The organism is Streptomyces sp. NPDC002130, from assembly GCF_040296465.1.
In the GTDB taxonomy this organism is placed as follows: Bacteria; Actinomycetota; Actinomycetes; order Streptomycetales; family Streptomycetaceae; genus Streptomyces.
The window spans coordinates 23,336-48,976 of the sequence record NZ_JBEOXI010000030.1; the positions used below are offsets into that span (position 1 = coordinate 23,336).

The window sequence follows — 25,641 nt, forward strand, 5'->3', positions numbered from 1 at the left end:
TCGCTCGTACTACGGGTGTGAATCACGAGGCATACAACAAGGCCCCGATCCGCAGATCGGGGCCTTGGCTGTGGCTGGGGCCGGGGTCGAACCGGCGACCTATCGCTTTTCAGGCGATCGCTCGTACCAACTGAGCTACCCAGCCACGAGGTTTCACGTGAAACCTCAGCGGTCCTGACGGGATTTGAACCCGCGGCCTCCACCTTGACAGGGTGGCGAGCACTCCAAACTGCTCCACAGGACCAAGCTTCGTACGACAGTGTCGCACAGGGTGGTGCGTGCCCCCAACGGGATTCGAACCCGTGCTACCGCCTTGAAAGGGCGGCGTCCTAGGCCGCTAGACGATGAGGGCTATCGGCCCGCCTGGGCGCTTCTCAGCGCGTCGGGGACGTGAGAAGCATATGGGATGGCGGGAGCTATCGCCAAAACGGTTTACGGGGAGGCCGACGGGGTGGCGCCCGAGGGGGCGCTGGGGGAGGGTGTCGCGCCGGGCTGGTTCTCCTTCGGGAGGTGGCGGCTGACCTCCGCCGTGGTGAGGCCGAGGCCGCCCAGTTCGATCTCGTCCCAGGCCTGGAGATGGCGGGTGTCCCGGTCGAAGTACAGGATCGACGCCTCGATGGGGTCGGGGTGCTTGCCTTCGATGGCGCGCAGCCCGCTCCCGCCCGTGGAGCCCTCGATGCGCAGCCGGGTGCCGTACGGCAGCATCTCCATCTCGTCGTGGTGGAGGTGGCCCGCCAGGGCCAGGGGGACCTCGCCGTCGACCTCGCGGGCGGCGGAGGGTTCGTGGGCGATGGCGACGTCCACCGGGGTGCCGGCGGTGCTCTGGTCGCGCAGGGCGGTGGCGAGGCGGGCGCCGGCCAGTTCCTGGGACTGCCGGGCGCCGGTCTGCTGCGAGCGGTCGGGGGTGAACTGCGGGTCGCCGATGCCGGCGAAGCGCAGGCCCTTGATCGTCTGTGCCTTGCCGTCGTCCAGGACGTGGACGTTCTTCAGGTCCTGCATGTAGCGCTGGGTGATCATCGAGTCGTGGTTGCCGCGGACCCAGACGTAGGGGGCGCCGAGGTCTTCGATTGGGTCCAGGAAGCCGTTCTCGGCGGCGGTGCCGTGGTCCATCGTGTCGCCGGAGTCGACGATCACGTCGACCTTGTACTGCTTGACGAGCGAGGCGATGATCTTCCAGCTCGCCGGGTTGAGGTGGATGTCGGAGACGTGTAGGACGCGGATCGTGGAGGGGTCGGGCGCGTAGGCCGGCAGTGTCGAGGTGGCGTCGTAGAGCTTGGTCACGTTGGTGACGAGGCGGGCCAATTCCTTCTGGTAGACGTCGAATTCGGTGACGATGCTGCGTGCGTTGCCGACCAGGGAGGGGGCCGAGGTGAGGAGGCCGGAGAACTTGGGTTCCAGGACGGAGTCGGGGCGCCAGGTGGCGTAGGCCGTGCCGCCCGAGGCGGCGAGGAGGGTGAGGGCGAGGCCGCCGGCGGCCAGGGCGCGGCGGGGTCGGCGGTAGACGGCGAGGCCGAGGGCGGTGGCTCCGGCGACGACGGCGACGCTGGAGCGTACGGCCAGGTCGAGGGTGCCGCGGCCGACGTCCGCGGTGACTTCGTCCTGGAGGCCGGAGAGGCGTTCGGGGTGGTCGACGAGGGCTTGGGATCGGTCGGGGTCGAGCTGGTCGACGTTGACGTCCAGGCGGACGGGGGCGATGTGGCTGTCCAGTTGCAGGGCGCCGAGGGGCGAGATGTTGATTTTGGTGCCGCCGGTGAACGACGGCCGCAGCGTCATCGTGGTGTCCATGGGGCCGACCGGGACCCGGACGTTGCCCACGACCAGCAGTCCCAGCCACGCGCCGCAGAGGACGACGGCCACGAGTCCCACGGCGCGGGTCCACGGGTGTGGCTGTGCGACGAGTTCGATGGTGGTGGGCGCCTGGCGGGAGCGGTAGCGGCGGGCGAGGGCTTGAGGGATCTTGCGGATGGGGTTCAGGACACTCAGGACTGCGGCGGGGACGCGGGCCATTGATCCCGTATGCCCAAGTCCGCGGCCGGATATGCGGCGCCGGGAGGCTCTCGTACGGCGGGGTCGTGGCCGACAATGGGCCTGTGCTGGAGATGACGCGTGAGGAGTTCGAGGAGCTGGTCGCCGAGGCGCTCGACCGGATCCCGCCGGAGTTGACGCGACTGATGGACAACGTCGCGGTGTTCGTCGAGGACGAGCCGCCGGCGGACGATCCCGAGCTGCTCGGGCTGTACGAGGGGACTCCGCTGACCGACCGGGGTGAGTGGTACGCCGGTGTGCTGCCGGATCGGATCACGGTGTACCGGAATCCGACGTTGCGGATGTGCGAGTCGCGGGAGGATGTCGTCGCGGAGACGGAGGTCACCGTGGTGCATGAGATCGCGCACCATTTCGGCATCGACGACGAGCGTCTTCACGCCCTGGGGTACGGCTGACCGGGTTGTGAATACGGGGCGCGTGTCCTCTTGTGGGCGGCGGGAGTTGGAGGTGTTGACTCCATCACCCGTTCCGGAGGTGGCCCCGTGCGCCCCTTGTACGTACCCGTCCGACTGGCCGTCACGGTCGTGGCGGTTGCCGCTGCCGCCGGCTGCATGAGTGTCGGTGACGACGACGCGGGCGGGAGCGTCAGGCCGTCGCACTCCTCGGGGCAGCGGGCCGGCGAGGCGTCCGACGGCGGTCCGGCGGTGTCGGGGGGTGGTGGCGGTCCGGGCGCGGTCGGGACTGATGGCGAGCGGGGGCGCGGCAAGGGCAGGAAGGGCAAGAAGGGCAAGGGCGGTGGGGCGGGGGAGTCGGTCGCGCCGGAGGTGTCGCCGAGCGCCGAGGTGAGCCCGCCCGGTCCGGGGGGTGACAGGCCGGGGAAGCCGGCCCGGCCGTCGCCGAAGCCGCCGGCGCCGCCGACGCCCACCCGGACGGTCGAACCGGAGCCCACGCCGACGCCGCAGGAGCCGACGACGTCTCCCGAGCCGACGCCGGAGCCGTCGTCGTCGGCGCACGAGCCGCCGGGGCCGCAGCTCGAGCAGCGGGAGCCGGCGCCGGAGGCGGGGTCGCCGGCGTAGGGGTGGGGGCATGCGGGTGGGGTGGAAGTTTTCTTTCCGGGGCGGGAACAATCCCGGTTGCCGGGTGGTTGGAGAGGTCTGGATGCTGTCCGGCCCTCGGGCAGTGGTCCGCTGTCTCCTGCACAGTCCGGTTTGCCTTGTGGGGCCCGGAGTGCGTATGGTGGCAGATCGTTTGATCCCATCTTGCCCGGCGCCACTGCAGAGCGCGCCGTGTGGCGCGTACTCTCCCTTGCCGTGGTGGACCGCATTGAGGCGGTCGTATTGCGATTCGCGAATCACGGAGTTGACGGGCGCGTGCCGACTGAGACTCCGGAAGGTTTCGCATTCGCATGTCCATCGCCAGTACTGATCACGTCGTCGTGCCCGAGAACGAGGCAGTCGAGGACGCCCCCGAGGTCACCTTCGAGGACCTCGGTCTTCCCGAGGGTGTCGTGCGCAAGCTCGCGCAGAACGGTGTGACCACTCCCTTCCCGATCCAGGCCGCGACCATCCCGGACGCGCTGGCCGGCAAGGACATCCTCGGCCGTGGCCGCACCGGCTCCGGCAAGACCCTGTCGTTCGGTCTGCCGACCCTGGCGCGTCTCGCCGGCGGCCGCACCGAGAAGCACAAGCCGCGCGCGGTCATCCTCACCCCGACCCGTGAGCTCGCGATGCAGGTCGCGGACGCGCTTCAGCCGTACGGCGACGTCGTCGGCCTGAAGATGAAGGTCGTCTGCGGCGGTACGTCGATGGGCAACCAGATCTACGCCCTCGAGCGCGGCGTCGACATTCTCGTCGCCACCCCGGGCCGGCTGCGCGACATCATCAACCGTGGCGCCTGCTCCCTGGAGAACGTCGAGGTCGCCGTCCTCGACGAGGCCGACCAGATGTCCGACCTGGGCTTCCTGCCCGAGGTCACCGAGCTGCTCGACCAGGTCCCGGCCGGCGGCCAGCGGATGCTGTTCTCGGCCACGATGGAGAACGAGATCTCCACGCTGGTCAAGCGCTACCTGAGCAACCCCGTCACGCACGAGGTCGACAGCGCCCAGGGCAACGTCACGACCATGTCGCACCACATCCTCATCGTGAAGCCCAAGGACAAGGCGCCGGTCACCGCCGCGATCGCCTCCCGCAAGGGCCGCACGATCATCTTCGTCCGCACCCAGCTGGGCGCCGACCGTATCGCCGAGCAGCTGTGCGACTCCGGTGTGAAGGCCGACGCGCTGCACGGCGGCATGACGCAGGGCGCGCGTACCCGTGTGCTCGAGGACTTCAAGAAGGGCTACGTCAACGCGCTCGTCGCGACCGACGTCGCGGCGCGCGGTATCCACGTCGACGGCATCGATCTGGTGCTGAACGTGGACCCGGCCGGTGACCACAAGGACTACCTGCACCGCTCCGGCCGTACCGCTCGCGCGGGCCGCTCCGGCACGGTGGTGTCCCTGTCGCTGCCGCACCAGCGGCGTCAGATCTTCCGGCTGATGGAGGATGCGGGCGTCGACGCCTCGCGCCACATCATCCAGGGCGCCGGTGCCTTCGACCCGGAGGTCGCCGAGATCACCGGGGCCCGGTCGATGACCGAGGTCCAGGCCGAGTCGGTGGGCAATGCGGCGCAGCAGGCCGAGCGTGAGGTCGCAGCGCTCACCAAGGAGCTGGAGCGGGCGCAGCGGCGTGCGAACGAGCTGCGTGAGGAGTCCGACCGGCTGCTGGCGCGGGTCGCGCGTGAGCGGGGCGAGGAGCCCGCGGCCGTGGTGACCGGGGAGGCCGGTGAGGTCGTGGCCGCCGCCGTGGAGGTGTCGGTGCCCGAGCAGCCGACCGCGAAGGATGTGGAGCGCGAGGAGCGCCCCGAGTCCTCGGCTCCGTACGAGCGCCGGGAGCGGCGTGACGATCGCGGTGGTTTCCGCCGTGACGACCGTGGCGAGCGGGGCGGTGACCGCGGTGGCCGTTCCTTCGAGCGTCGTGACGACCGTGGTGGCCGTTCGTTCGAGCGTCGTGACGACCGTGGTGGCCGTTCGTTCGAGCGTCGTGACGACCGTGGCGGTTTCAACCGTGACCGTGACCGCGGTGGTCGTTCGTTCGAGCGTCGTGACGACCGTGGTGGCCGTTCCTTCGACCGTGACCGTGACCGCGGTGGTTTCCGTCGTGACGACCGGGCCGACCGTGGTGACCGGGGTGAGCGCGGTGGTTTCCGTCGGGACGACCGTGGTGACCGCGGCGGCGACCGTGGTGGCCGTTCGTTCGAGCGTCGTGACGACCGTGGTGGGTTCAACCGGGACCGTGACCGTGGCGAGCGCGGTGGGTTCCGCCGTGACGAGCGCGGTGGGCACCGTGGCAGCGACCGTCCCTTCAACCGGGACCGCCGTGACGACCGTCCGGGTTTCCGCTCCGGTGGGCATGACCGTCCCGGCCACGACCGCCCGTACGGCCGTCGTGACGACCACCGGGGTGGCGGCTCGTTCCAGCGTCGCGAGGACAAGCCGCGCTGGAAGCGCAACGGCTGACATCAGCGCATGAGGAGCGCCGTGGCTCTGCCCCAACGGGCGGGCCGCGGCGCTCTGTCGTCGGGGGGGCTCTGCCGGGCTGGGCGGGACACGCCCGAAGCGGGTCGATCCGTGGCCCTTTTCGGTCCTTCTCGGCCGTGTTCGTCCCTCCGGCACGGCCGGGAGCCGGATACCCGATCGGAGACTCGGCGTCGTCCGGCTATGCTCGTGGGGGCAACATCGCTTGGGCCCTTAGCTCAATTGGCAGAGCAGTGGACTTTTAATCCATTGGTTGTGGGTTCGAGTCCCACAGGGCCTACGGAGGCGGGGGAGGGTTCACCCCCTCTGACCTGCTGTGCAGCGCCCGGGTCGGCTTCGGTCGGTTCGGGCGCTGACTCGTTTTCAGGCTCGCGCGTGAGCGATGCGTGAGCGCATGTGCCCGTGGCTTGCTGAGTGCCCGGCCTGGGCCGGGCGGATCGGTGGCTGCCGGACGTGACCGGGGGATCTCTCACTGCTTCTGTGCGTGAGCGTTGCGGGGACTTGACGCAGGTTCCCGCCGGGTGGGGCGGCAGATCGGACGTGGCGAGGAAGCCGTGGAACGGTTCCGAGACCGTCTACGGTGTGAAGCCGCGAGCCGGATCCCAGCAAGCCGCTACACCCGCCCAACGCGGCGTCAGCTGCGGGAGGTCAACGGTGTGGTGGGGCACGGGCCGGCTTCAGTCTGCTTCTGGGTGGCGTTCGGTGGGGGCGACGACGGTCGTGAGGAAGGGCACTGCTCCCCTCCGCTGGTAGAAGCGCATCGCGCCGTCATTGCCCGCCATGACGGCGATCTGAACAGTGGCCACGCCCTCGTCGGCGAGGAGTTTCATGGCCTGGTCGTACAACTGGCCGCCCAGCCCCATTCCGCGGTACTGCTTTCCGGCAACGAGAGTCTCGAGCACGCCCACCCGCTCGCCCCAGTCACGCGAACCCGAGGCGGCTTTGATGCGGACCATTGCGTAGGCGGCGAGCTCCCCTTCCACATGCGCGGTCAGGCATCGGCTGAAGTCCTCGGTCATCCATTCCAGGTACTGGCGGCGACGAGATTCCCAAAACGTCTTCTCGGGATGTAGCTCTCCAAAACGGTCAAGATGGGGTGATGTCTGGGCGTGATGCTCGGTCAGCTCTCGCCAAAGAGGGCGAAGAGTATTGATAAGATTTACCGAAAGTAGGTTGACTTTGATCATGGATGGGTTAGCCTTTCCTGCGAGTTACGTCGACAGCGGGTGGCCGCACTGAAGGCCCGTGGGGTGAGTAGAGAGGCTGCCATACAAGGCAATCTTGAAGCTCATCTTTTCATGCCCTCAAGGCATGGTCAATGCGCCGATCGCGCTGGTAAGGAAAAGTAAAAATCAATGCACACTCTCATAGTCGACAACTATGATTCCTATACCTACAATCTATTCCAGCTCATAGCTGACGTTGTCGGTGAGAAGCCGACAGTTGTGCAGAATGACGAGCTCTCCTGGACGCAAATCCAGCAACTCGAATTTGACAACGTCGTGATATCCCCGGGTCCAGGCACCCCTACGGCGGCCGAGGACTTGGGCGTATGTGCCGAGGTGCTGATGAAGTGCCAGAAGCCCGTTCTCGGGGTCTGCCTCGGTCATCAGGGCATCGGCTGGGCGGCTGGGGCCGATGTTGTGCGCGCGCCGGAGCCGATGCACGGTCGCATCTCCAAGATTACCCACGACGACGAGCTCTTCGCCGGCATCCCCCAGGGGTTCTCCGCGGTCCGTTACCACTCGTTGGCCCTGGCCACGCCACTCCCGAGCGCTCTTAGGGCCATTGCGTGGAGCGATGACGGCGTATTGATGGGCGTGCGTCGAACCGACAAGCCGCAGTGGGGGGTGCAATACCACCCCGAAGCCGTCTGCAGTCAGTACGGTGAGCAGTTGGTGGCGAACTTCATGGCTCTTACGGGCGACCGCCTGGCCGTCGCCTGATTCACGCATCGCGAACTTCCTCCTTTCCCTGACCAGGAAAACCATTGAATCTCAAGAATGAGCTTCGGCTCGTCCATGCTCAAATACAAAGCGCCATACCCGCTGCGGCCATGTTTGAAGAATTCTACGGATCTTCACGTGATGCTTATTGGCTCGACAGCAGTCGGTGTGTCCGGGGGGCCCGGTTCAGTTTCATGGGTGATGCGACTGGCCCGCTGGCCGATGTGATCACCTATCGCCACGGCTCGGCGCAGGTGGAATCCAAGACTCGCGGAGATATCCATATTTCCGTCTGGGAATACCTTTCCCGTTGGACGGGTGTGGAGGTCGAGCAGGAGACGGAGCTCCCGTTTGATTTCAATGGGGGTTTCGTCGGCTATCTCGGGTACGAGCTCAAGGCTGAATGCGGTGGTTCGGACCGATACCGCTCCCGCTATCCCGACGCCGCGTTCATCTTCTCGGACCGATTCCTCGCCTTCGACCATGAGGAGGACCGGGTTCATGTCTGTGCGGTGACCGACCAGGCGCATCTGGCGTCAGCCCGTGAGTGGGTGGACGAGGCGATCCAGCGCATAGCGGTGGCTTCCCACGACGTAGTGAGTCGGACCCCGGTGGCGAGAGCCGCCCGGGCTCCCCTGGTCCTCCGCCATGACAAGGACGCGTATCGGGCTCTGATCGGGCGGGCTCAGGAGCTCATCCGGGCAGGGGAGACCTACGAGGTCTGTCTGACAACCAGTCTGACCGGTGAGCCGGTGGACGATCCCTTGGCTCTCTACATGGAACTCCGGCGGATCAACCCAGCTCCATACGCGGCCTATCTCGCGTTCGGAGAGATCCAGGTCTTGTGTTCCTCCCCGGAACGCTTCGTGAAGCTGGACCATGACCGCCGCGTCGAGACCAAACCGATCAAGGGGACCATTCAGCGCGGTGCCACCCCTGAAGAGGACAGGGCACTTGCCGAATGGCTCCGCGGAGACGAGAAGACGCAGGCCGAGAACATGATGATCGTCGACCTTCTCCGCAATGACCTAGGCCGCGTCTGCGAGGTCGGGACCGTGAAGGTGGACAGCCTCATGCACGTCGAGACCTACGAGACCGTCCATCAGCTCGTGTCGACGATCTCCGGCACTCTGGCAGAAGGTACGGGCGCGGTCGACTGTGTCCGGGCGTCCTTCCCAGGTGGCTCAATGACAGGCGCGCCCAAGATCCGCACGATGTCCTTCATCGATGAACTGGAAGGCGCTCCACGCGGCATCTACTCGGGCAGCCTCGGCTATCTGGCCCTCAACGGCACCGCGGACCTCAACATCGTGATCCGGACGGTGGTGAACGACCCGGAGGGGGTCCACGTCGGCGCCGGCGGAGCCATCGTGCATATGTCGGATCCGGATGCCGAATTCGCCGAGGTCGAGCTGAAGCTGGAGCCTCTCCAGCGCGCGCTGAACGTCTCTCCCGTCACCCTCAGGAACGGTCTCGCATGACAACCACCCCGCATGACACCACCTTCCTGCAGGTCGGGCTTCCGGATGTGCACGGACGCCTTACGGGCCGGCGGCTGCTGGTCAGCACCGATCAGCAGACCCCCGCGCCGTCCTTCACCGCCCGCGACTACGTCCTGGCCACCGACATCGATCTGAACGAGGCCGAACCGGAGGCCGATACCGCAGGACTGCACTGGTACACCGGCGACGGCGACATCGTCGTCAGGGCGGCCGCGGACTCCCGCGTCTACGACCTCGGCGACGCGGGCAAGCTCGTACTGGCAGACGCTCATGACAATGCGGGTCGCCCGATCCACGCAGCCCCCCGTCAGGTCCTGAAGGCCGTTTTGGCTGACGCCGCCCGGCTCGGCCTGCAACCGGCCATCGGTACCGAGGTGGAGTTCTACGCGTACGGCCAAAGCCCCCAGGCGCTCCGGGACGACACCTTCCGCGACCCTCGTCCGCACTCTCCGTACATCCCGGACACTCTGCTGGATACTCACCCCGGTGATCGTGCTCTACTCGAAGCGATCTGCCGCGCGTGCGGGCAGGCGGGCCTCGAAGTGGAAGGCTACGCGAACGAGGGCGCGCCAGGACAGTTCGAGATCAACTTCGGATACGGCGACTTCCTGCAGGTCTGTGACTCGCATGTCGTGTACAAGACCATCGTGCGGGAGACGGCTCGCCTGCACGACCGCACTGTCACCTTCATGGCGAAGCCGACCGACGACAGCTTCGGCAGCTCATGCCACATGCACTTGAGCCTTGGCCAGGAGGACGGCAACGCCTTCCACAACGAGAAGGTGCTGCACTCGTTCATGGCGGGCGTGCTTGCGCTGCTGCCGGAGAGCTCGCTGTTCTACGCCCCGTACGTCAATTCCTATAAGCGGCTTCCGGTCGGCTCTTCCGCCACGCGCCCAGCGTGGAGCCGCAGGCGTCGCTCAACCCTCCGTCTCATTTCACCGGAGACCAACCCCCGGCTGGAGCTCCGGGTCGCGGGTGCCGATGCGAACCCCTACCTCGCCGCCGCCGCCTTTCTCGCTGCCGGCCTGTACGGCGTTGAGCACCGGCTGGACTGCCCGGAGGAAGGCGAGGTGCTGGGGACGTTCCCGTCGACCCTCTCTCAGGCCATCGCTCTGACCAGGAGCGGCACCGCGCTGCGCAGCGTTCTGCCGACGGGCGCGGTCGAACTCGTCACCGCGGTGGCTCAGGTGGAACTGGAACAGTTCGATCGCACCGTCACGTCCTTCGAACGGGAACGGCTGCTCGAACGGATCTGAGCCGCAGCGCGCGCCGAACCCGTACAGAACTCACATCAACGGAGAGAGAACAGTGGCAGAGGCGGAAAGCCGTCGCCATCTTGTCCTGGTGGACGCACCAGGTGGGCCTCAGGTGACTGACATCATCAACTCCTTGGCCGGGCTGGCCACCTGTACTGTCGTCAGCCTGCGCTGGGGCAGCCCGTCGGAGCACGTGCGCCGGGTCGACCGTCTGCGGGCACTCGGGCCGGTCCACATCATCGAGCGGGCGGACCAAGTGGTGGACGCGGTGCTGGCCGTAGCCGCTGGAGGCCGGCCCATCGACGGTGTGCTGGCCTTCAGCGAGATCGTCAGCTATCACGCGGCCGTCGCAGCCACGGCCCTGCGGGTTCCGGCGAACTCCCCCGAGGCCACCATCCGGATGCGTCGCAAGGACTTGCAGCGCCAGGCGCTTAGCGCTGCTGGGGTGCCCTGCCCCGCGTTCGCCGTCGTCACCGACGAGGATGAACTGGAGGCCGCGTCGTCCCGTCTGGCCTTTCCCGTCATCCTCAAGCCCGCCATCGGTGTCGGAAGCCTCTGCGTCACCATGGCCGAGAACCGTCAACAACTCGTCGAAACGTTCACCCGAGCGAGTCGGCAGTATCGCGATGACCCCCGGGTGAACGGTGCCAGCCCCGTGTTCGTGATCGAGGAGGTCATCCAGGGCGACAACTGGCACGCCGACGAACGGATGGGAACACGCGTCAGCGTGGAGTCACTGCTGGACGCCGGAGAGATCCACCACTTGGCCATCACCGACAAACTCCCGCTGGCCCCTCCGTTCCGGGAGGTGGGTGACGTCATGCCCTCAGCACTGCCCGAGCAGCGGCGTGCCGAGATTCTCGACGTTACGACCCGGGCTCTGCGGGCGCTCGGCGCGACGTCTGGAGCCACCCACACAGAGCTCATGCTCACCTCGCACGGCCCGGTGATCATAGAGGTGAACGGGCGTATCGGCGGCGGTGTCTTTGAGTTGCTGCGGACCGCGGCCGCATACGACATGGCGAGGGAGCAGGCCAGGATCGCCCTTGGTGAGCGGTTGGAGGAACTCCCCCGCTTCTCGGGATACGCGGCCTTCGTCACCCCGCAACCCCCGTCGGGCGACCACGAAATACTCGCCTTGGGTGGCCGGGAGGAGATCGCGGCGGTGCCCGGCGTCGTAGAGGTGATCCAGACGAAGTTCTCCGGCGCGGTCCTGACGAAGGATGCGGGAACCAACGCCCACACCTTCCGGGTCCTCACGGTCGGCCGGGAACCCGACGAGTTCTTTACCCAGCTCAAGGCCATTGAGGACAGCATCCAGCTCGAACTTGGCCCGGCGCTGTCCCGTGGTGCGCAGGAGCCGCACCGTGTCTGACGCCGATCGTGAATACGTTCAGTCCCTGGCTCGTTACCGGGCACAGATCGACGGCCTCGACGAACAGATCATCGCCCTCTTCTCCCGGCGCCTGGGTGTCAGCGAAGCCGTGGGCGCCCTCAAAGCCGAGAGGGGCAATGCCGTGGGCGAGGAAGGCCGGGCTGAGCAGGTGCTCGACCGATACCGGCAGGCAGGCCGGCTGAGCCAGGAAGGACTAGCCGCCGACTGGTTCGCCCGGCTGGGCGAACTGATCCTGGACGCCAGTGCCGAGTTGCAGGACCGCATCATCGACGCCGACGCCGACGCCGACGCCGACGCCGACACCGACACCGAGAGCGACAGCGCACAGTGACCCCGGGTACCTACTGGATCGACGGCCGTCTCGTCACCGATACCGAGGGCGCGGCATCACTGGCGGCCCACGGGCTGCACTACGGTTACGGCGTCTTTGAAGGAATCCGGGGCTACGCCGTCGGAGGCGATGTCGCCCTCTTCAGACTCGACGACCACCTGCGGCGCTTCGAACGGTCCGCCCAGATCCTCGGCATCCCTCTCGGCCACTCCAGCGCGGAGATCACCCAGGCCGTCGTCTCCCTGACCGAACGGGCGGGCCTCGGGGACTGCTACATCAGGCCCATGGCCTTCTACGGCGGAGGCCCGCTCGGGATGGGCACGGCAGGCCGAGCCGCCCATGTGGCCGTCCTGGTCGACGAGTGGGAACAGGAACGCCTCGACTCGGAACCCGAGGGGATCCGGGTCGCTGTGAGCACGTGGCGCCGCCCTGGACCGGACACACTGCCTTTGCAGGCCAAGACCACGGGCATGTACCTCAATTCAGTACTCGGCAAGCGGGAGGCCCATGCCTCGGGTGCCGACGACGCGCTCTTCCTCACCCAGGAGGGGCTGGTCGCCGACGCCAGCGGGGCGAACGTCTTCACCGTCTCGGACGGCGTGCTGCGCACTCCGCCCCGCTCAACCGGTGTGCTGTGCGGCATCACCCGCGACACCGTCATGGAGCTGGCGGTTGGCAATGGTCTGCGGGTGGTGGAGGAACCGGTCACACTCGCCGACCTGTTGACGGCGGACGAGGTCTTTCTGACGGGAACCGGCCTGGAGATCCGCCCGGTCGAGGCGATCGGCGACAGCGTCTACGGATGCGGACCGACGACCCGGCTGTTGGCGCACGACTACCAGAAGGCGGTCCGGGGCGAGGTCGATGGGCTCCGCGACCATGTGACCTGGCTGCGGCGGGACACCCCGTGAGCCCCTATCGGGCGCTGCTGCGCACACCCGGCTCCCTGCGAGCAGAAGTGTTCTCCCTGCTGGGACGCCTGGGTTACGTCATGTGCGGACTCGGCTCCCTCTTTCTGGGAACCGATCGGATGGGCATCACAGCCGGCGGTCTGGGAGCCGGTGCCTTTGCGCTCGGTGCGGCCGTAGGAACTCCCCTGTCCGGTCGGCTGAGTGCCCAGTACGGCACGCCTAGGGTCTTTTCTCTGCTGGCGGCGACCAGCGTACTGGGCACTTTGACGGCCCTGTTGAGCACCACTGGGTACAGTCTCCCCGGATTCGCTCTGGGGTGCGTGATCATCGGCGCGACCGCCCCGCCCGTGGGGGCAGGCATGAGGGCGCTGTGGGCAAAGGCCGACATCGCGGAACACCTTCGAGGTCCGGCCAACTCGCTCGAATCCGTGGGCATGGAAGTGCTCTTCATCCTCGGCCCGCCGCTCGTCGGTCTGCTCGCCACGGCGGATCCAGTCCTCACGCTTGTCGTCGCCGACGGTTGCGTACTGGTTGGAGCGATCGGCTTTGCCACAGCCCCACTGGTCCGACGGCTCCTCGGCCCGACGACGGACCGCTCGGGCGGGCCATCGCGCCGGGTGCTGAGCCGTCCCGTGGTGTGGCTGCTGTGCGTTGCCGGCCTCACCGCGGCTGCCTCTGGAGCGATGGACGTCGCCGTGGTGGCCGCACTCCGCGAGAGCGGCTCCGCGCAGAGCGCGGGGCTCGTGCTGCTCGCTCCAGCGGTGGGCAGTGTGCTGGGCGGCATCGGATATGGCCTGGTGTCCACGGAGCGGACGCCGGGTCGCAGGCTCGGTCTGTTGCTGCTCGCCTGGATGTGCACCCTGATCCTGGTCGCAATCCAGACAACGCCGTGGCCGCTCGCGCTCGCACTTTTCCTGTCCGGTATTCCGATGGCCGCGCTGGGGGTCGAGGAATTCAACCTGCTCGGACGCGCGAACCCGGACCCGCGACGCATCCAGGAGGTCTACTCCTGGGCCGGCTCCAGCATCAACGTCGGCGTCTCCACGGGAAGCGCCGTCTGCGGCTTCGTCGCAGCCCACTCCCCCCAGGGCCTCGCCTTGTGGACTCCTGCAGCCGCTGTCCTGGTTGCCTGCCTCCCGTACACCGTCGCCCGCTCGTCGTGGAGGAGATCTGTCTCAAACAACTCCGACACGGCGACCGAAGTTCTCCGCTGACCAATCGTCACCGTTCCAGAAGGCAGTGAACCACCATGACATCACGACGAGTTCTCGTCCTGGGTGGAAACGCCCGCACGCTCGGCAAGGCCGCTGCCATGGGTCTGGAAGTCGTGAACTTCCAGAAGCCCGCCCTCTTCAACCCAGAAGTGGTCCGACACTGCGCACAGGTCCATCTGATCGACTACCAGGACATCGAGCTGGTGACGGGGCTCGCGCGCACGCTGCACGCTGTGCACCCCTTCGAGCGCATCCTCACCCAGAGTGAGATAGGCCAGTTGGTCGTCGGGCACCTCAACGACGAACTGGGGCTACAGGGCAACGGCCTCACCGTGATGCGCACGCTCCACGACAAACTCGCCCTGCGCACACTGTTGAACGCCAAAGGCATCGGGCCGGTGGACGTCGTACGGGGAACGCATCGCGATGCGCTCCACCGTTTCGTTGCTGAGCACGGGAGCGCGGTCGTCAAGCCCGTTATGGGATCCGGCAGCCTGGGTGTGCGCAAGATCCGCTCAGTGGCCGAAGTGGACGAAGCCTGGGACTGGCTCTCCTCATTCGGTATCGGCACGTTCATGGTCGAGGAGCTCCTGGAGGGCCGGGAGGTGAGTGTCGAGACGTTCTCCTTCCGGGGCGAGCATTATGTCTTGGCCGTGACGGGCAAGGAGACCGGTGGCGGGGTGGTCGAACTGGGGCACGTCGTGCCGGCTCCGCTCGACGTGGCGGACCAGCGGGCTGTCGCCGATTTCACCGCTGCTGTCCTCGACACCGTGGGAGTTGTGGAGGGCACCGCGCACACCGAGCTCATCCTCACGGCAGCCGGTCCGCGGGTGGTGGAGTCGCACGCCCGGTGTGGCGGTGACCGCATCACCAAGCTCGTCGAACTGTCGACAGGTATCGACATGGAGGAGCTACCTTTCCACCTGCTGGACACGACAGGCTTTACCGTTCCGTCGCCGGAGGCCAAGGGTGCCGCGGCCATCCGGTTCCTCACGGCTGAGCCCGGCCGTGTCGTGGCAGTCGAAGGCGTCGAGAAGGCACGCGCCCACGAGGCTGTGATCGAGCTTGACGTGAAGGTTCAGGACGGTGATCTCGTACGCCCCCTGCACTGGTCGGAGGACCGGTGCGGACACGTCCTCGTCTACGCGGCCAGTACCTCCGAGGCCATCGCGCAGGCGGACAAGATCAGCTCTTCGGTCGAGATCAGAACGGAAGCCGTCGCCGACATCCCGGAGGTTCACATGAATGACGTGCTCGCCGAAGTCGACGAGATTCTGGACCCCTTCGCATGAGCCCCGACAGCGCGGCGGCGACCCGAGCCCGAGCAGAGAGCGCAGCAGCGACACCGACTCTTGAGGAGCAACAGCACCTCATCGCACGACTCGACGACAAGATCATCCGACTCATTCGTCAACGGAATGTCGAATGTGCGCAGCTTGAGCAGGTACGCCAATCTCTCGGGCAACCGCGTGTGGAACTCTCCTGGGAGAACAGCATGCTCCAGCGTTATCGGAACGAACTCGGCGCACAGGGCACCGACTTCGGGCTACTCCTGCTCAAGATGTCGCGGACTTAATGGGCGTACAGCTCTGACCAGACGGTTCCGGACACCGAAGCATCATCCGACTCCCATACCTCATCAAGACCGTTAATCCATTGGTTGTGGGTTCGAGTCCCACAGGGCCTACAAGGAAGCCCCGGTTCGGATCGTCTCCGGACCGGGGCTCTTGTCGTTGCGGGGGCTGGTCAGCTGGTGGTCAGCATCCCCGACCGCAGCCGGGCCACCGTGCGGGAGATCAGCCGGGAGACGTGCATCTGCGAGATGCCGAGCCGGGCGCCGATCTCCGCCTGGGTCAGCTCCTCCACGAAGCGCAGGTGGAGGATGAGGCGCTGGCGTTCGTCGAGTTCGGCGACCAGGGGGGCCAGGGAGTGGAAGTCCTCGACGAGTTCGAGGGCCGGGTCCTCCTCGCCGATGAACTCCGACAGGGTCGTCTCGCTCTCGTCGGGGTCGCCGGTGACCGTCGCGTCGAGGGAGGAGGACACGTAGCCGTTGGCCGCGATCTGGGCCTCGACGACCTCGTCCTCGGACAGGTTCATCAAGGCGGCCAGTTCGGCGACCTTCGGGGCGCGGCCGAGGCGGGAGGACAGTTCCTCGGTGGCCTTGGCGAGTTCCGTCCGGGCCTCCTGCAGGCGGCGCGGCACGTGGACGGCCCACGAGGTGTCACGGAAGAACCGCTTGATCTCGCCGATGATGTACGGCACCGCGAAGCTGGTGAACTGCACCTCGCGGGAGACCTCGAACCGGTCGATGGCCTTGATCAGCCCGATGACGCCGACCTGGACGACGTCCTCCATCGACTGGCCGCTGGTGCGGAACCGGCGGGCGGCGAAGCGCACCAGCGACATGTTCATCTCAATGAGGGTGTTGCGGGCGTACTGGTATTCGGGCGTGCCCTCCTCGAGCACGGCGAGCCGGCCGAGGAACTGCCCGGTCAGCTCGCGCGCGTCCTGCGGGGCGAGCTTCTGGGGCTCGGCGATCTGCGGCAGCTCCTCACCGGTGTAGGTGGCGGAATCCGTCGTCGTGCCGATGCGCATGGTCGCCGTCACGGGCCCTCCCTGTCAGTCCGGCCCGCTCCGATCCCCCGACAGGCCACCTCCAGCGCCGCTACCCGCCCTCGCCGTGGTCATGCCCCGCATATGCCCCGGCGAGACGTTGACCACAGTCGGCGCAGGTCGAGGCGGTGGCGGGGTACCCGGACCTGTGCTGCGACGGTACGGGCAGGGAGGGTGGGCGGTGGGGTGCGCGAGAGAAGGCCGAGGGGTTCGCAGAGCGGACAGTTGCCGTTTGACAACTATAGGTGGAGAGCAACAGCCTAGGCATGCCGAAGGTGTGCGGGGAAGAGACCGGAAGGGACGACTCCGTGCGACGGCGCGTCTTTCAGGCAGTCCGGGTACTGGACGAGCGGGAGTCTTCGGAGTCGTCGTGTATCTGGGCCGCCGCCGCGTCGCAGAACGCCTCCAGCCCCTGCAGCAGTGCGGCCCGCTTCGCCGTGGGCATCTGGTCGAGCACCGCGCGCAGCGCCTGCTCCCGGCGCACCCGCAGGTCGGCAAGGAACGCGCGGCCCCGGCCGCTGAGGTGCAGGCGGACCTCGCGCCGGTCGGCCGGACTCACCTCGCGCTCGACGAACCCGGCCGCCTGCAGCCGGTCGCACAGCCGGCTGGTCGAGGGTGGTGTGGAGGCGAGGGAGTCGGCGAGCGTGCGCAGGTTGATGCCCTCGTGGTGTTCGAGGATGAGCAGCACCCGCAGCTGGGACGCGGAGGCCGGCGCGGTCGAGGCCCGGCCCCAGAGGACTTCCAGCAACTCCGCGGCCGTGGAGGTCACACGGGCGACCTCTGTCGGCTCAGGGCGGGGTCGGAGGGAAGTCACAGTCACACTCTCGCAGGCACCGGGATGGCCGTCAGCGTACTAGTGCCGCGGCAGACAGCTTCGGCCCGACGGGACCAACGGCGCCCGTCGCGGCCTCAGGCCTGAGGTGAACCGCCCGGGACCCGCATCCCCGGCCCGTGGACAAGGACCGATTTCCGAGGGACGCGTCGGCGTCCTACCGAGGAGGGTGAACAAACCCCCGTGAACACGATCACGAGCAGATTCGTGGCCGCCGAGCGCGCCCTGCGCACGGCGGCGCCCCATCAACTGCTGGACGCGGTCCGTCGTGTACTGACCGATCAGTACGCGGCGGACTCCGTCGAGCTTTACCTGGCCGACTACGGACTGACGGTGCTTCAGCCGGTGTCCGTGCTGCCGCACACCCTCCAGCCGGTGTCCGTGCACAACAGCCCGGCGGGCCGGGCCTTCGGTGCGCAGGAGCCGTACGTGGAAACCCTTTCGAGCGACCTCGTGCGGGCGCATCTGCCCGTCACCGTGCGCGGTGACCGCCTCGGGGTGCTGACCGTGACCCTGCCGGGTGCGGAGCACGCCGAGGGCTGCCTGGACGAGCTGGCCGAGATCGCCCAAGTGCTCGGGCACGAGGTCGTCGTGGCCGAGCGGGACACCGACCTGTATCTCCAGGCGCGCCGCCGGGACCGGCTCACGCTGGCCGCCGAGATGCAGTGGCAGCTGCTGCCGGGCCGCTCCTGCGCCCGCCCCGAGTACGAGCTGGGCGCACAGCTGGAGCCGGCGTACGCGATCTTCGGCGACAACTTCGACTGGTCCGCCTCGGCCGACCGGCTCAGCCTCTACGTCACCAACGGCATGGGCGAGGGCATAGAGGCCTCCCTGCTGACGAACCTGGCGATCAACGCCCTGCGCAACGCGCGCCGGGCCGGGCTGTCCATCGACGACCAGGCGGCCCTGGCCGACCAGGCGGTGTACGCGCACTACCGGGGCCGCTGCTACCTGTCGGTGCTGATGCTCGACTTCGACCTGGCCACCGGCCGGGTCCGGGCGGTGGACGCCGGGTCGCCGCAGATGCTGCGGCTGCGCCGGGGCGCGGTGGAACGGGTGCCCTTCGACGCCCAGCTGCCGCTCGGCATGTTCGAGGAGACCGACTACGTGATCCAGGAGTTCCGGGCCGAGCCGGGCGACCGGCTGGTCTTCGTCAGCGACGGGGTCCACGACGTCGCCTCCCCGGGCGGCGAGACCTACGGGGACGCCGCCCTGGCCCGGGCGATCCAGTCGACCCGGCTGCTGCCGGCCGCCGAGGTGCCCCGGGCCCTCCTGCGCGAACTGCCGGGCCACCGCGGCGCGTCCACCCCGAACGACGACGCCCTCGTGGTGTGTCTGGACTGGCGTGGGCGTTAAGGGGACGGGGCAGGCGCAGGTCGGGGGCGACAGTGGGCGATTGTTTGGTCGTGCCGTACGCCGGCACTAATGTTTGTCATACGGCAAGTAACGGCTGAGGCGCCGTGGCGCGACCTCGGTCCGGCCCGTGCAAGGGAGCGATGCAAGTGTCGGTGTCGGAAGAGAACGCGGAACAGGAGCCGGCCGTATACCAGGTGAGTGCCTTCCTGGAACGGCGTCGGGAGCAGATCGCCCAACGGTGGGCGGACGCCGCGCTGTTCCGCACGGTCTTCACCGTGTCCCGGGACGAGGCGGTGGAAGCGGGCAGGGCCGTGACGGCGGCGCTGGCGGCCGTGGCGGCGTCCGGGCGGCTGGACGACATCCGGGCGTCCGGATTCGAGGCCGTGCGCGACCAGCTGGGCCGGATGGCCGCCTCCCGCGCCCGTACGGGCGCCGACCCGGACGGGGTCGCCGGCGAGGTGGCCGCGCTGCGCGAGCCGGTGACCGAGCTGCTGCGCGCCGAGTTCCCGGAGCCGTACGCCCCCGAGGCCCAGGAGGCCGTGGTGGCGCTGACGGTGCTCATGGGCACGCTGCGCCTGGTCGTGATGGAGACGGCGGTCAGTGCGGGCGAGGAGCTGATCGCCCGGCAGCGCGAGCAGCTGCACGAGGTGGCCACCCCGGTGATCAAGCTGTGGGAGAGCACCGTCGCCGTACCGCTGATCGGCACGCTGGACAGCGCGCGCAGCCAGGTGGTCATGGAGAGCCTGCTGGACGCGATCGTCGCCGAGCGCGCCCGGTACGCCATCCTCGACATCACCGGCGTGCCCACGGTCGACTCGCTGGTCGCCCAGCACCTGATGAAGACCGTGGCGGCGGCGCGGCTGATGGGCGCCGAGTGCATCGTCTCCGGCATCCGGCCAGCGATCGCGCAGACCATCGTCCACCTGGGCATCGACCTCGGCACGGTGCTCACCCGCTCGAGCCTGGAGGACGCCCTCGCCTACGCGCTCAGCCGGCAGGGGGTCGAGATCGCGCCGCTGAGGGCGGCCGGCGCGGCGGCGGACGCGGGCACCCGGTGACCGGGATCGCGGGACACGGGCCCGTGGGCGGGCACGGCTTCACCGTGCCGGTCCTCCAGCTGGGCGACGTCCTGCTGGTCACCCTCCAGGGCGAGTTGCACGACGGGATGGCCGAGCAGCTCCAGCAGGACATCACGGCCCGGATATCGCACAGCCGGGTGAGCGGGGTGGTGATCGACATCTCCGGCGTGGAGATCGTCGACTCCTTCCTGGGGCGGGTCCTCGCCGAGATCGCTGCCGGAGCCAAGCTGCTGGCGGCCCGTACGGTACTGGCCGGGATGCGCCCGGCGGTGGCGATCACCCTGGTCGAGCTGGGGCTCACCCTGCCCGGCCTGCGGACGGCCCTGGACGTCGAACGTGCGATGGAGATGCTCGGCGTGACCACGCGCCGGGGCGAGGGGAGTCCATGATGCAGGCTTCCCGCCATGCCGGTCCGGCCACCCTGCCGATCGGCTCGGACGCCGATCTGGCGTGGGTGCGGCAGCAGGTCCGGCAGGCCGCCGCCGAGCTCGGCTTCGGGCTCGTGCAGCAGACCAAGCTCGTCACCGCGGCGAGCGAGCTGGCCCGAAACACCCTCGTCCACGGCGGGGGCGGTCATGTGCAGATCACCCCGCTGGACGCCGGATCGTCGCACGGGCTGCGGCTGGCCTTTGTCGACAACGGGCCCGGCATCCGTGACCTGGACCAGGCGCTCACCGACGGCTACACCAGCGGTGGCGGGCTCGGGCTCGGGCTGAGCGGGGCCAAGCGGCTGGTGCAGGAGTTCGAGGTGGACAGCCGGCCCGGTGAGGGGACCACCGTCACCGTCACGGCCTGGGCCACGGTCGTGCCGCCCACCCGGACGGTGCCGTGATGAGCAGGGTCTGGGACATGCCCGTCGAGGACGACTCGACGCGGGTGCGGGACGTACGGGTGGCGGCCGAGGAGGCCAGTGCCTGCGCCGGCCTGCCCCCGAACCGCACCGCGACCGCCGCGCTCGTGGCGACGGAGCTGGCGACCAACCTGCTGCGGCACGCGGAGGGCGGGCGGGTGCTGATCAACCTCGTCGAGCGGGCGTACGACGACGGCCCCCGGACGGCCGTGCAGCTCGTCTCGCTCGACCACGGACCCGGTATCCCGGACGTCGCGGCGGCGATGCGCGACGGCTACACCACGACCGTCGCCGCCTCGCTCGGAGCCGGGCTCGGGACGTGCCGGCGCATAGCGAACGACTTCGATCTGCACAGCGCGCCGGGCCGGGGCACCGTCGTGATGGCCCGGATCGGCCACGAGCCGGCCGTCCGCAACCAGGGGCCGCCCCCGCCGGGCCCGCGCGCCGGGGGTGTCAACGTCCCCCTGGGCCGGGCCGAGCAGTCCGGGGATGCCTGGGGCCGGGTGCGCGCCGGTGACCGTCTGACCCTGCTGCTCGCCGACGGGCTCGGTCACGGGGCGAAGGCCGCGGAGGCCTCCACCGCGGCGGTGAAGGAGCTGCGCGGCCTGGCGGAGCTGCCGCCGGCCGAGATCCTGCGCAGTCTGGGCCGGACCCTGCGCCCCACCCGGGGTGCGGCCGTCGCCGTGGCCCAACTGGATGTACGGCAAGCGCAGTTGAGCTTCGCCGGGGTCGGCAACGTCGGTGCCCGGCTGCGGACCGACGGCATGTGGAAGCCGCTGCTGTCCCACCCCGGCATCGTGGGCGCGCAGGCGCCTGCGTCCGTGCCCGTGCAGCGGGTTCCCTGGCACGCGGACAGTCTGCTGGTGCTGCACAGCGACGGCCTGCCCAGCCGTTGGACGCCGCCCGACGACGGCGTACTGCCCGGCTGCGACCCGGCGGTGGCGGCCGCGGTGGTCCTCCGGGACGCGGGGAGCGCGGCCCGTCCGGTGCGGGACGACACCTGCGTGGCGGTCCTCACCGCCGGCGGCGTGAGCCGCCACGGCTCGGGGGCCTGAGCGGGTTCCGGCGAACGGCCGGTGGTGTGCGCCGCCACGGGGCGGGGGGCTGAGGGCGTTCGTGTGAACCGCAGGTGGTGTGAGCTGGCCCGCGCGCCACGGCTCGGGGGCCTGAGCGGGTTCCGGGGAACCGCCGGTGGTGTGCGCCGCCACGGGGCGAGGGGGCTGAGGGCGTTCGTGCGAACTGCAAGTGGTGTGAGCTGGCCGCGCCACGGTTTGGGGCCTGACGGCGTTCCGGGGAACCGCCGGTGGTGTGCGCCGCCATGAGCGCGTTCCGGCGAAACCACCGGCGGCGTGCGCCGCCATGGCTCGGGGCCTGACGGCGTTCCGGCGAATCGCCGGTGGTGTGGGCCGCCACGGCTCGGGGGCCTGAGGGCGTTCCGGCGCGCCGGCGATCGGTGGGCTCGCTGCCCGGACTCACCGGTGACCGGTGAAATCCGCCGCCCGTACGTCTCCCGGCACTCACTCGGTCCCGTCGACGCCCGGTACCGGCGTGTCCCGGGCTGCCAGAAACCCCCGCAACCCCCTGCTCAGCGCCGCCCGTTCGGCCGGTTCCATCGCCGCCAGCGCTGTGGCCAGGGCTTGGGCGCGGCGGTCGGCGACATCGCGCAGGACGTGCTGCCCGTGTGAGGTGAGCCACAGTTGCACCTCACGACGGGTGTCGGGGTGCGGGGTCCGTTCCAGGAGGCCCGCCGCCGCCAGGCGGTCGCAGAGGCGGCTGGCCGTGGGGAGGCCGATGTCCAGGCCGTCCGCGAGGGCGGTCAGGTTCAGGCCGGGCGCCGCCTGCACGGTGCGCAGCGCCCGCAACTGGTGTGGTGACAGGCGCAGGGAGGCTTCCTGGGCGGCGATCGACCACAGCTCCGCCAGACTCTCCACGGCATCGGCGATCTGCGCCGCGACGGCCTCCGGGCCCTCGCCCGGTCCCTTCGCCCGGTGGTTGCCGGGGCCGCCGAGATCGGTCACGAAACGGTCACTTCCAAAAAGCTCCGGGTACTGATGAGGTCACCCTCTTGCAAAGGCTGTACCCGAGGAAGCGAGGGGCAAGCAGCCCGGTTCAGTGCCCGGCCGGACCGGTGACCGCTCAGCCGGCGTTGAGCTCCGCCAGCGCGGCGAGCGGCAGCGTGTGCTGCGTCTGGAGGACTTTCGCGCGCAGGTAGCGGACGTTGTGGGCGGTGGTGAAGACGCCCGTGGGGATCCGCTCGCGGACGCCGACGCCCAGGGACCGCAACTGGCCCGCCTTGTCAGGGTTGTTGGAGAGCAGGTCCAGTTCGCCGATGCCCAGGGCCCGGAGCATCTGGGCCGCCGCCGTGTAGTCGCGGGCGTCCTCCGGCAGCCCCAGTGCCGCGTTCGCCTCGTACGTGTCGAGCCCCTGGTCCTGCAGGGCGTACGCGTCGAGCTTGTTGTAGAGGCCGATGCCGCGGCCCTCCTGGCGGAGGTAGAGCAGCACCCCGCCGCGCTCGGCGATGCTCTCGACCGCCTCGCGCAGCTGCGGGCCGCAGTCGCAGCGGGCGGAGCCGAACACGTCCCCGGTCAGGCACTCGGAGTGCAGCCGCACCAGCGGGACCGGGCCGGGCTCGCCGAGGACCACGGCCACGTGCTCCTGGCCGTCGGCCAGCCCGTGGAAGGTGACGAGCTCGGCGTCCGCCTCGTAGCCGTCGTGGAAACGCAGCGGGACCCGGACGCGGGAGCGCGGGGTGGCGATGGCGGCGGGGGTGTCGGGCATGCGGGGCCTCCGGGTTCCGTTTCCTGTTCGGCTGCACAGCCGTATCTGCTTCAGATTTGAAGCAGATCCACGATCGGAACCCTACTCGTGCTTGAAATTTGAAGCAACGAGAATCCGGCTCTGTGTGACGCTCGTCACGAACAGGCCGTCGACGACCTCCGCCGCCACGGCACCTCGTCCGCCGCCGCCCGCGCCCCGTCCTCCTGCAGCCCCTGTGCGATTGCCGCCGAGATCTCCTCCAGCTGACCCACCTGCTCCTCGCTGAGCCGGTCGAACAGGGAGCTCCGCACGGTCGCGACATGCCCGGGCGCCGCGCGCTCCAGCACGGCGAAACCCTCGTCGGTCAGCGCCGCGACGCTGCCCCGCTTGTCGTACCGGCAGGCCTCGCGCCGCAGCATGCCGTCCTTCTCCAGTCGCGTGACCGCGTACGTCAGCCGGCTGCGCGTGATCTTCAGCCGCTCCGCGAGGTCGGTCATGCGCAGTCGCCGCTGCGGGGACTCGGACAGGACGGACAGGATGGAGTAGTACAGGTGTGGCATGCCGGCGTCCTGCTGGAGCTGCCGGTCGATCGCGTCCTCCAGGAGCAGCGAGGCGGCCATGTAGGCGCGCCAGGCGCGCTGCTCCTCGGGGGTGAGCCAGCGAGTCGTCATGCCGCCAGTGTAGGTTTGTTTCAAACTTGAACCAAGCCCTGCCCAGTCCCGCCGTCCCGACCAGCCGCGGAGCGTCGATGCCTCACCCGTACGTCCTGCTGTCCGCCGCCGTCTCCCTCGACGGCTACCTGGACGACACCGGACCCGACCGCCTGCTTCTGTCCAGCCCGGCCGACTTCGACCGGGTCGACGAGGTGCGGGCCTCCGTCGACGCGATCCTGATCGGCGCCGGCACCATCCGCGCCGACAACCCGCGGCTGCTGGTGAACTCGGAGCAGCGCCGGTCCGCCCGGACGGCCGCGGGCAAGCCCGAGTATCCGCTCAAGGTCACGGTCAGCGGCTCCGGCGACCTCGACCCCGACGCCCGCTTCTGGCACACCGGCGGCGACAAGGTCCTCTACACGACCGACCAGGGCGCCGCACGCGCCCGTGCCCTGGGTCTGGCCACCGACGTCGTCCCGCTCGGCGCCGACCTGGACTGGCGGCGGCTGCTGACGCACCTGCACGACGTACTGGGCGTCGAGCGGCTCATGGTCGAGGGCGGCGGCCTGATCCACACCCAGCTCCTCACCCAGGGCCTCGCCGACGAACTCCAGCTGGTCCTCGCCCCCCTCTTCGTGGGCGACGCCCGGGCGCCCCGCCTCTTCGGCCCCGGCGGCTACCAGGGCGGCCGGCTCCGGCTGCTGGAGTCGCGGCGGATCGAGGACGTCGTCCTGATGCGCTATGAGCCGACCGCCCCGGGCACCGGCTCCCTGCCCACCGCCGCCGACCACCACTGGCTGGCCCGCGCCTGTGAACTGGCCGAGCTCTGTCCACCGTCGGACACGGCGTTCAGCGTGGGCGCGGTCGTGGTCGCCGCCGACGGCACCGAACTGGCCCGCGGCCACTCCCGTGAGGCCGGCGACCCGGTGGTGCACGCCGAGGAGGCGGCCCTCGCGAAGCTCGACCCGGCCGACCCGCGCCTGCCCGGCGCGACGGTCTACAGCAGCCTGGAGCCGTGCGCCCGCCGCGCCTCCCGCCCGGCCCCCTGCGCCCGGCTGATCCTGGACGCGGGTGTCCGACGGGTCGTCACGGCCTGGCGCGAGCCGGACACCTTCGTGACGGACGCCGACGGCAGCGGCCTCCTGGCGGCTCAGGGGGTGGAGGTCCTCGTCCTCCCGGAGCGCGAGGAGCAGGCAAAGGCCCCGAACCGCCACCTGCTGCGCTGAGCACGGAGCCGGAACGGCGGGTGTGTGCGAGCTGTCCCGCGGATGGCGTACACTGGTGACACAACGACGCGGGGTGGAGCAGCTCGGTAGCTCGCTGGGCTCATAACCCAGAGGTCGCAGGTTCAAATCCTGTCCCCGCTACTGAAGGCCGAGGGC

25 protein-coding genes and 5 tRNA genes are annotated in these 25,641 nt (G+C 69.2%); 20 read left to right on the forward strand and 10 right to left on the reverse strand.

Going from position 1 to position 25,641, the window contains the following annotated elements:
* Window positions 1-71 precede the first annotated feature (71 nt).
* The 4 genes from ABT116_RS08270 to ABT116_RS08285 form a co-directional block, all read right to left on the reverse strand.
* Window positions 72-145, reverse strand: a tRNA-Phe gene (locus tag ABT116_RS08270).
* 24 nt (window positions 146-169) lie between these two features.
* Window positions 170-244: transfer RNA gene (locus ABT116_RS08275), tRNA-Asp, on the reverse strand.
* Window positions 245-279: 35 nt separating this feature from the next.
* Window positions 280-352, reverse strand: a tRNA-Glu gene (locus ABT116_RS08280).
* A gap of 80 nt (window positions 353-432) precedes the next feature.
* Window positions 433-2,007 carry a metallophosphoesterase family protein gene (locus tag ABT116_RS08285; RefSeq protein ID WP_351629587.1) on the reverse strand — a complete coding sequence of 525 codons (1,575 nt, stop codon included), beginning with the start codon at window positions 2,005-2,007 and terminating at the stop codon, window positions 433-435.
* An 83-nt stretch (window positions 2,008-2,090) separates the two neighbouring features.
* Between ABT116_RS08285 and ABT116_RS08290 the strand changes: the two genes are divergently transcribed.
* From ABT116_RS08290 to ABT116_RS08305, 4 genes are all read left to right on the forward strand, one after another.
* The gene (locus tag ABT116_RS08290; RefSeq protein WP_351629589.1) at window positions 2,091-2,441 is read left to right on the forward strand and encodes a metallopeptidase family protein; all 351 of its coding nucleotides are present in this window, start codon (window positions 2,091-2,093) and stop codon (window positions 2,439-2,441) included.
* 87 nt (window positions 2,442-2,528) lie between these two features.
* Window positions 2,529-3,062 carry a hypothetical protein gene (locus ABT116_RS08295; RefSeq protein ID WP_351629590.1) on the forward strand — a complete coding sequence of 178 codons (534 nt, stop codon included), beginning with the start codon at window positions 2,529-2,531 and terminating at the stop codon, window positions 3,060-3,062.
* A 329-nt stretch (window positions 3,063-3,391) separates the two neighbouring features.
* Entirely contained in the window at window positions 3,392-5,542 is a 2,151-nt protein-coding gene (locus ABT116_RS08300) for a DEAD/DEAH box helicase (protein WP_351629593.1), read from the forward strand.
* A 225-nt stretch (window positions 5,543-5,767) separates the two neighbouring features.
* Window positions 5,768-5,840, forward strand: a tRNA-Lys gene (locus ABT116_RS08305).
* 397 nt (window positions 5,841-6,237) lie between these two features.
* On the opposite strand, the gene ABT116_RS08310 is transcribed toward ABT116_RS08305, so the two are convergent.
* Window positions 6,238-6,747: a GNAT family N-acetyltransferase gene (locus tag ABT116_RS08310; RefSeq protein ID WP_351629594.1), complete on the reverse strand. Its 510-nt coding sequence runs from the start codon at window positions 6,745-6,747 to the stop codon at window positions 6,238-6,240.
* Window positions 6,748-6,915: 168 nt separating this feature from the next.
* Here ABT116_RS08310 and ABT116_RS08315 point away from each other — a divergent pair, with 168 nt between their 5' ends.
* The 9 genes from ABT116_RS08315 (at window position 6,916) to ABT116_RS08355 (ending at window position 15,695) form a co-directional block, all read left to right on the forward strand.
* Window positions 6,916-7,506, forward strand: a complete 591-nt coding sequence (locus ABT116_RS08315; RefSeq protein WP_351629597.1) for an anthranilate synthase component II — start codon at window positions 6,916-6,918, stop codon at window positions 7,504-7,506.
* Window positions 7,507-7,616: 110 nt separating this feature from the next.
* The gene (gene pabB / locus ABT116_RS08320; RefSeq protein ID WP_351629599.1) at window positions 7,617-8,987 is read left to right on the forward strand and encodes an aminodeoxychorismate synthase component I; all 1,371 of its coding nucleotides are present in this window, start codon (window positions 7,617-7,619) and stop codon (window positions 8,985-8,987) included.
* Window positions 8,984-10,267, forward strand: a complete 1,284-nt coding sequence (locus tag ABT116_RS08325; RefSeq protein ID WP_351629601.1) for a type I glutamate--ammonia ligase — start codon at window positions 8,984-8,986, stop codon at window positions 10,265-10,267. The genes pabB and ABT116_RS08325 overlap by 4 nt, the downstream gene beginning before the upstream one ends.
* Before the next feature lie 52 nt (window positions 10,268-10,319).
* The gene (locus tag ABT116_RS08330; RefSeq protein ID WP_351629604.1) at window positions 10,320-11,642 is read left to right on the forward strand and encodes an ATP-grasp domain-containing protein; all 1,323 of its coding nucleotides are present in this window, start codon (window positions 10,320-10,322) and stop codon (window positions 11,640-11,642) included.
* Window positions 11,635-11,994, forward strand: a complete 360-nt coding sequence (locus tag ABT116_RS08335) for a chorismate mutase (protein ID WP_351629606.1) — start codon at window positions 11,635-11,637, stop codon at window positions 11,992-11,994. The genes ABT116_RS08330 and ABT116_RS08335 overlap by 8 nt, the downstream gene beginning before the upstream one ends.
* A complete protein-coding gene (locus ABT116_RS08340) occupies window positions 11,991-12,905 on the forward strand; it encodes a branched-chain amino acid transaminase (protein ID WP_351629608.1) in 915 nt (304 codons plus the stop codon). Before ABT116_RS08335 ends, ABT116_RS08340 begins: the two co-directional genes overlap by 4 nt.
* A gap of 320 nt (window positions 12,906-13,225) precedes the next feature.
* Window positions 13,226-14,119: an MFS transporter gene (locus ABT116_RS08345; RefSeq protein WP_351629611.1), complete on the forward strand. Its 894-nt coding sequence runs from the start codon at window positions 13,226-13,228 to the stop codon at window positions 14,117-14,119.
* Window positions 14,120-14,217: 98 nt separating this feature from the next.
* Window positions 14,218-15,411, forward strand: a complete 1,194-nt coding sequence (locus ABT116_RS08350) for an ATP-grasp domain-containing protein (protein WP_351629613.1) — start codon at window positions 14,218-14,220, stop codon at window positions 15,409-15,411.
* A complete protein-coding gene (locus ABT116_RS08355) occupies window positions 15,408-15,695 on the forward strand; it encodes a chorismate mutase family protein (RefSeq protein ID WP_351629615.1) in 288 nt (95 codons plus the stop codon). Before ABT116_RS08350 ends, ABT116_RS08355 begins: the two co-directional genes overlap by 4 nt.
* Before the next feature lie 170 nt (window positions 15,696-15,865).
* On the opposite strand, the gene ABT116_RS08360 is transcribed toward ABT116_RS08355, so the two are convergent.
* Together ABT116_RS08360 and ABT116_RS08365 are read right to left on the reverse strand one after the other, a co-directional pair.
* Window positions 15,866-16,714: an RNA polymerase sigma factor SigF gene (locus ABT116_RS08360; RefSeq protein ID WP_351629638.1), complete on the reverse strand. Its 849-nt coding sequence runs from the start codon at window positions 16,712-16,714 to the stop codon at window positions 15,866-15,868.
* A gap of 343 nt (window positions 16,715-17,057) precedes the next feature.
* Window positions 17,058-17,552, reverse strand: coding sequence for a MarR family transcriptional regulator (locus ABT116_RS08365; protein WP_351629617.1), 495 nt, complete (start codon window positions 17,550-17,552; stop codon window positions 17,058-17,060).
* Window positions 17,553-17,747: 195 nt separating this feature from the next.
* Here ABT116_RS08365 and ABT116_RS08370 point away from each other — a divergent pair, with 195 nt between their 5' ends.
* The 5 genes from ABT116_RS08370 to ABT116_RS08390 all read left to right on the forward strand — a co-directional run bounded on the left by ABT116_RS08370 (window position 17,748) and on the right by ABT116_RS08390 (window position 21,904).
* Complete coding sequence (locus ABT116_RS08370; RefSeq protein WP_351629620.1) at window positions 17,748-18,920, forward strand: PP2C family protein-serine/threonine phosphatase; 1,173 nt, start codon at window positions 17,748-17,750, stop codon at window positions 18,918-18,920.
* Window positions 18,921-19,066: 146 nt separating this feature from the next.
* On the forward strand, window positions 19,067-19,978 hold the full coding sequence (locus ABT116_RS08375) for an STAS domain-containing protein (RefSeq protein ID WP_502983840.1): 912 nt from the start codon (window positions 19,067-19,069) through the stop codon (window positions 19,976-19,978).
* Entirely contained in the window at window positions 19,975-20,388 is a 414-nt protein-coding gene (locus ABT116_RS08380; RefSeq protein WP_351629625.1) for an STAS domain-containing protein, read from the forward strand. The genes ABT116_RS08375 and ABT116_RS08380 overlap by 4 nt, the downstream gene beginning before the upstream one ends.
* Window positions 20,388-20,831, forward strand: a complete 444-nt coding sequence (locus ABT116_RS08385; protein ID WP_351629641.1) for an anti-sigma regulatory factor — start codon at window positions 20,388-20,390, stop codon at window positions 20,829-20,831. The genes ABT116_RS08380 and ABT116_RS08385 overlap by 1 nt, the downstream gene beginning before the upstream one ends.
* A complete protein-coding gene (locus tag ABT116_RS08390) occupies window positions 20,831-21,904 on the forward strand; it encodes a SpoIIE family protein phosphatase (protein WP_351629626.1) in 1,074 nt (357 codons plus the stop codon). The genes ABT116_RS08385 and ABT116_RS08390 overlap by 1 nt, the downstream gene beginning before the upstream one ends.
* A gap of 462 nt (window positions 21,905-22,366) precedes the next feature.
* Here the strand turns inward: ABT116_RS08390 and ABT116_RS08395 are convergent, their stop codons facing one another.
* The 3 genes from ABT116_RS08395 to ABT116_RS08405 form a co-directional block, all read right to left on the reverse strand.
* Window positions 22,367-22,867, reverse strand: a complete 501-nt coding sequence (locus tag ABT116_RS08395; RefSeq protein ID WP_351629628.1) for a MarR family winged helix-turn-helix transcriptional regulator — start codon at window positions 22,865-22,867, stop codon at window positions 22,367-22,369.
* A gap of 118 nt (window positions 22,868-22,985) precedes the next feature.
* The gene (locus ABT116_RS08400; RefSeq protein ID WP_351629630.1) at window positions 22,986-23,627 is read right to left on the reverse strand and encodes a GTP cyclohydrolase II; all 642 of its coding nucleotides are present in this window, start codon (window positions 23,625-23,627) and stop codon (window positions 22,986-22,988) included.
* 134 nt (window positions 23,628-23,761) lie between these two features.
* Window positions 23,762-24,277 carry a MarR family winged helix-turn-helix transcriptional regulator gene (locus ABT116_RS08405; RefSeq protein ID WP_351629633.1) on the reverse strand — a complete coding sequence of 172 codons (516 nt, stop codon included), beginning with the start codon at window positions 24,275-24,277 and terminating at the stop codon, window positions 23,762-23,764.
* A gap of 77 nt (window positions 24,278-24,354) precedes the next feature.
* Here ABT116_RS08405 and ABT116_RS08410 point away from each other — a divergent pair, with 77 nt between their 5' ends.
* Both ABT116_RS08410 and ABT116_RS08415 read left to right on the forward strand, forming a co-directional pair.
* Complete coding sequence (locus ABT116_RS08410; RefSeq protein ID WP_351629635.1) at window positions 24,355-25,485, forward strand: dihydrofolate reductase family protein; 1,131 nt, start codon at window positions 24,355-24,357, stop codon at window positions 25,483-25,485.
* Window positions 25,486-25,552: 67 nt separating this feature from the next.
* Window positions 25,553-25,626, forward strand: a tRNA-Met gene (locus ABT116_RS08415).
* The last annotated feature ends 15 nt before the right edge of the window (window positions 25,627-25,641 follow it).

What these genes read in the sequence shown, in the direction of transcription:
- ABT116_RS08285 (WP_351629587.1), bottom strand. Translation starts at nt 2,007, where the DNA reads ATGGCCCGCGTCCCCGCCGCAGTCCTGAGTGTCCTGAACCCCATCCGC.
- ABT116_RS08300 (WP_351629593.1), top strand. Translation starts at nt 3,392, where the DNA reads ATGTCCATCGCCAGTACTGATCACGTCGTCGTGCCCGAGAACGAGGCA.
- ABT116_RS08310 (WP_351629594.1), bottom strand. Translation starts at nt 6,747, where the DNA reads ATGATCAAAGTCAACCTACTTTCGGTAAATCTTATCAATACTCTTCGC.
- ABT116_RS08315 (WP_351629597.1), top strand. Translation starts at nt 6,916, where the DNA reads ATGCACACTCTCATAGTCGACAACTATGATTCCTATACCTACAATCTA.
- pabB (WP_351629599.1), top strand. Translation starts at nt 7,617, where the DNA reads ATGTTTGAAGAATTCTACGGATCTTCACGTGATGCTTATTGGCTCGAC.
- ABT116_RS08325 (WP_351629601.1), top strand. Translation starts at nt 8,984, where the DNA reads ATGACAACCACCCCGCATGACACCACCTTCCTGCAGGTCGGGCTTCCG.
- ABT116_RS08350 (WP_351629613.1), top strand. Translation starts at nt 14,218, where the DNA reads ATGGGTCTGGAAGTCGTGAACTTCCAGAAGCCCGCCCTCTTCAACCCA.
- ABT116_RS08355 (WP_351629615.1), top strand. Translation starts at nt 15,408, where the DNA reads ATGAGCCCCGACAGCGCGGCGGCGACCCGAGCCCGAGCAGAGAGCGCA.
- ABT116_RS08360 (WP_351629638.1), bottom strand. Translation starts at nt 16,714, where the DNA reads ATGCGCATCGGCACGACGACGGATTCCGCCACCTACACCGGTGAGGAG.
- ABT116_RS08385 (WP_351629641.1), top strand. Translation starts at nt 20,388, where the DNA reads ATGCAGGCTTCCCGCCATGCCGGTCCGGCCACCCTGCCGATCGGCTCG.
- ABT116_RS08390 (WP_351629626.1), top strand. Translation starts at nt 20,831, where the DNA reads ATGAGCAGGGTCTGGGACATGCCCGTCGAGGACGACTCGACGCGGGTG.
- ABT116_RS08400 (WP_351629630.1), bottom strand. Translation starts at nt 23,627, where the DNA reads ATGCCCGACACCCCCGCCGCCATCGCCACCCCGCGCTCCCGCGTCCGG.
- ABT116_RS08405 (WP_351629633.1), bottom strand. Translation starts at nt 24,277, where the DNA reads ATGACGACTCGCTGGCTCACCCCCGAGGAGCAGCGCGCCTGGCGCGCC.
- ABT116_RS08410 (WP_351629635.1), top strand. Translation starts at nt 24,355, where the DNA reads ATGCCTCACCCGTACGTCCTGCTGTCCGCCGCCGTCTCCCTCGACGGC.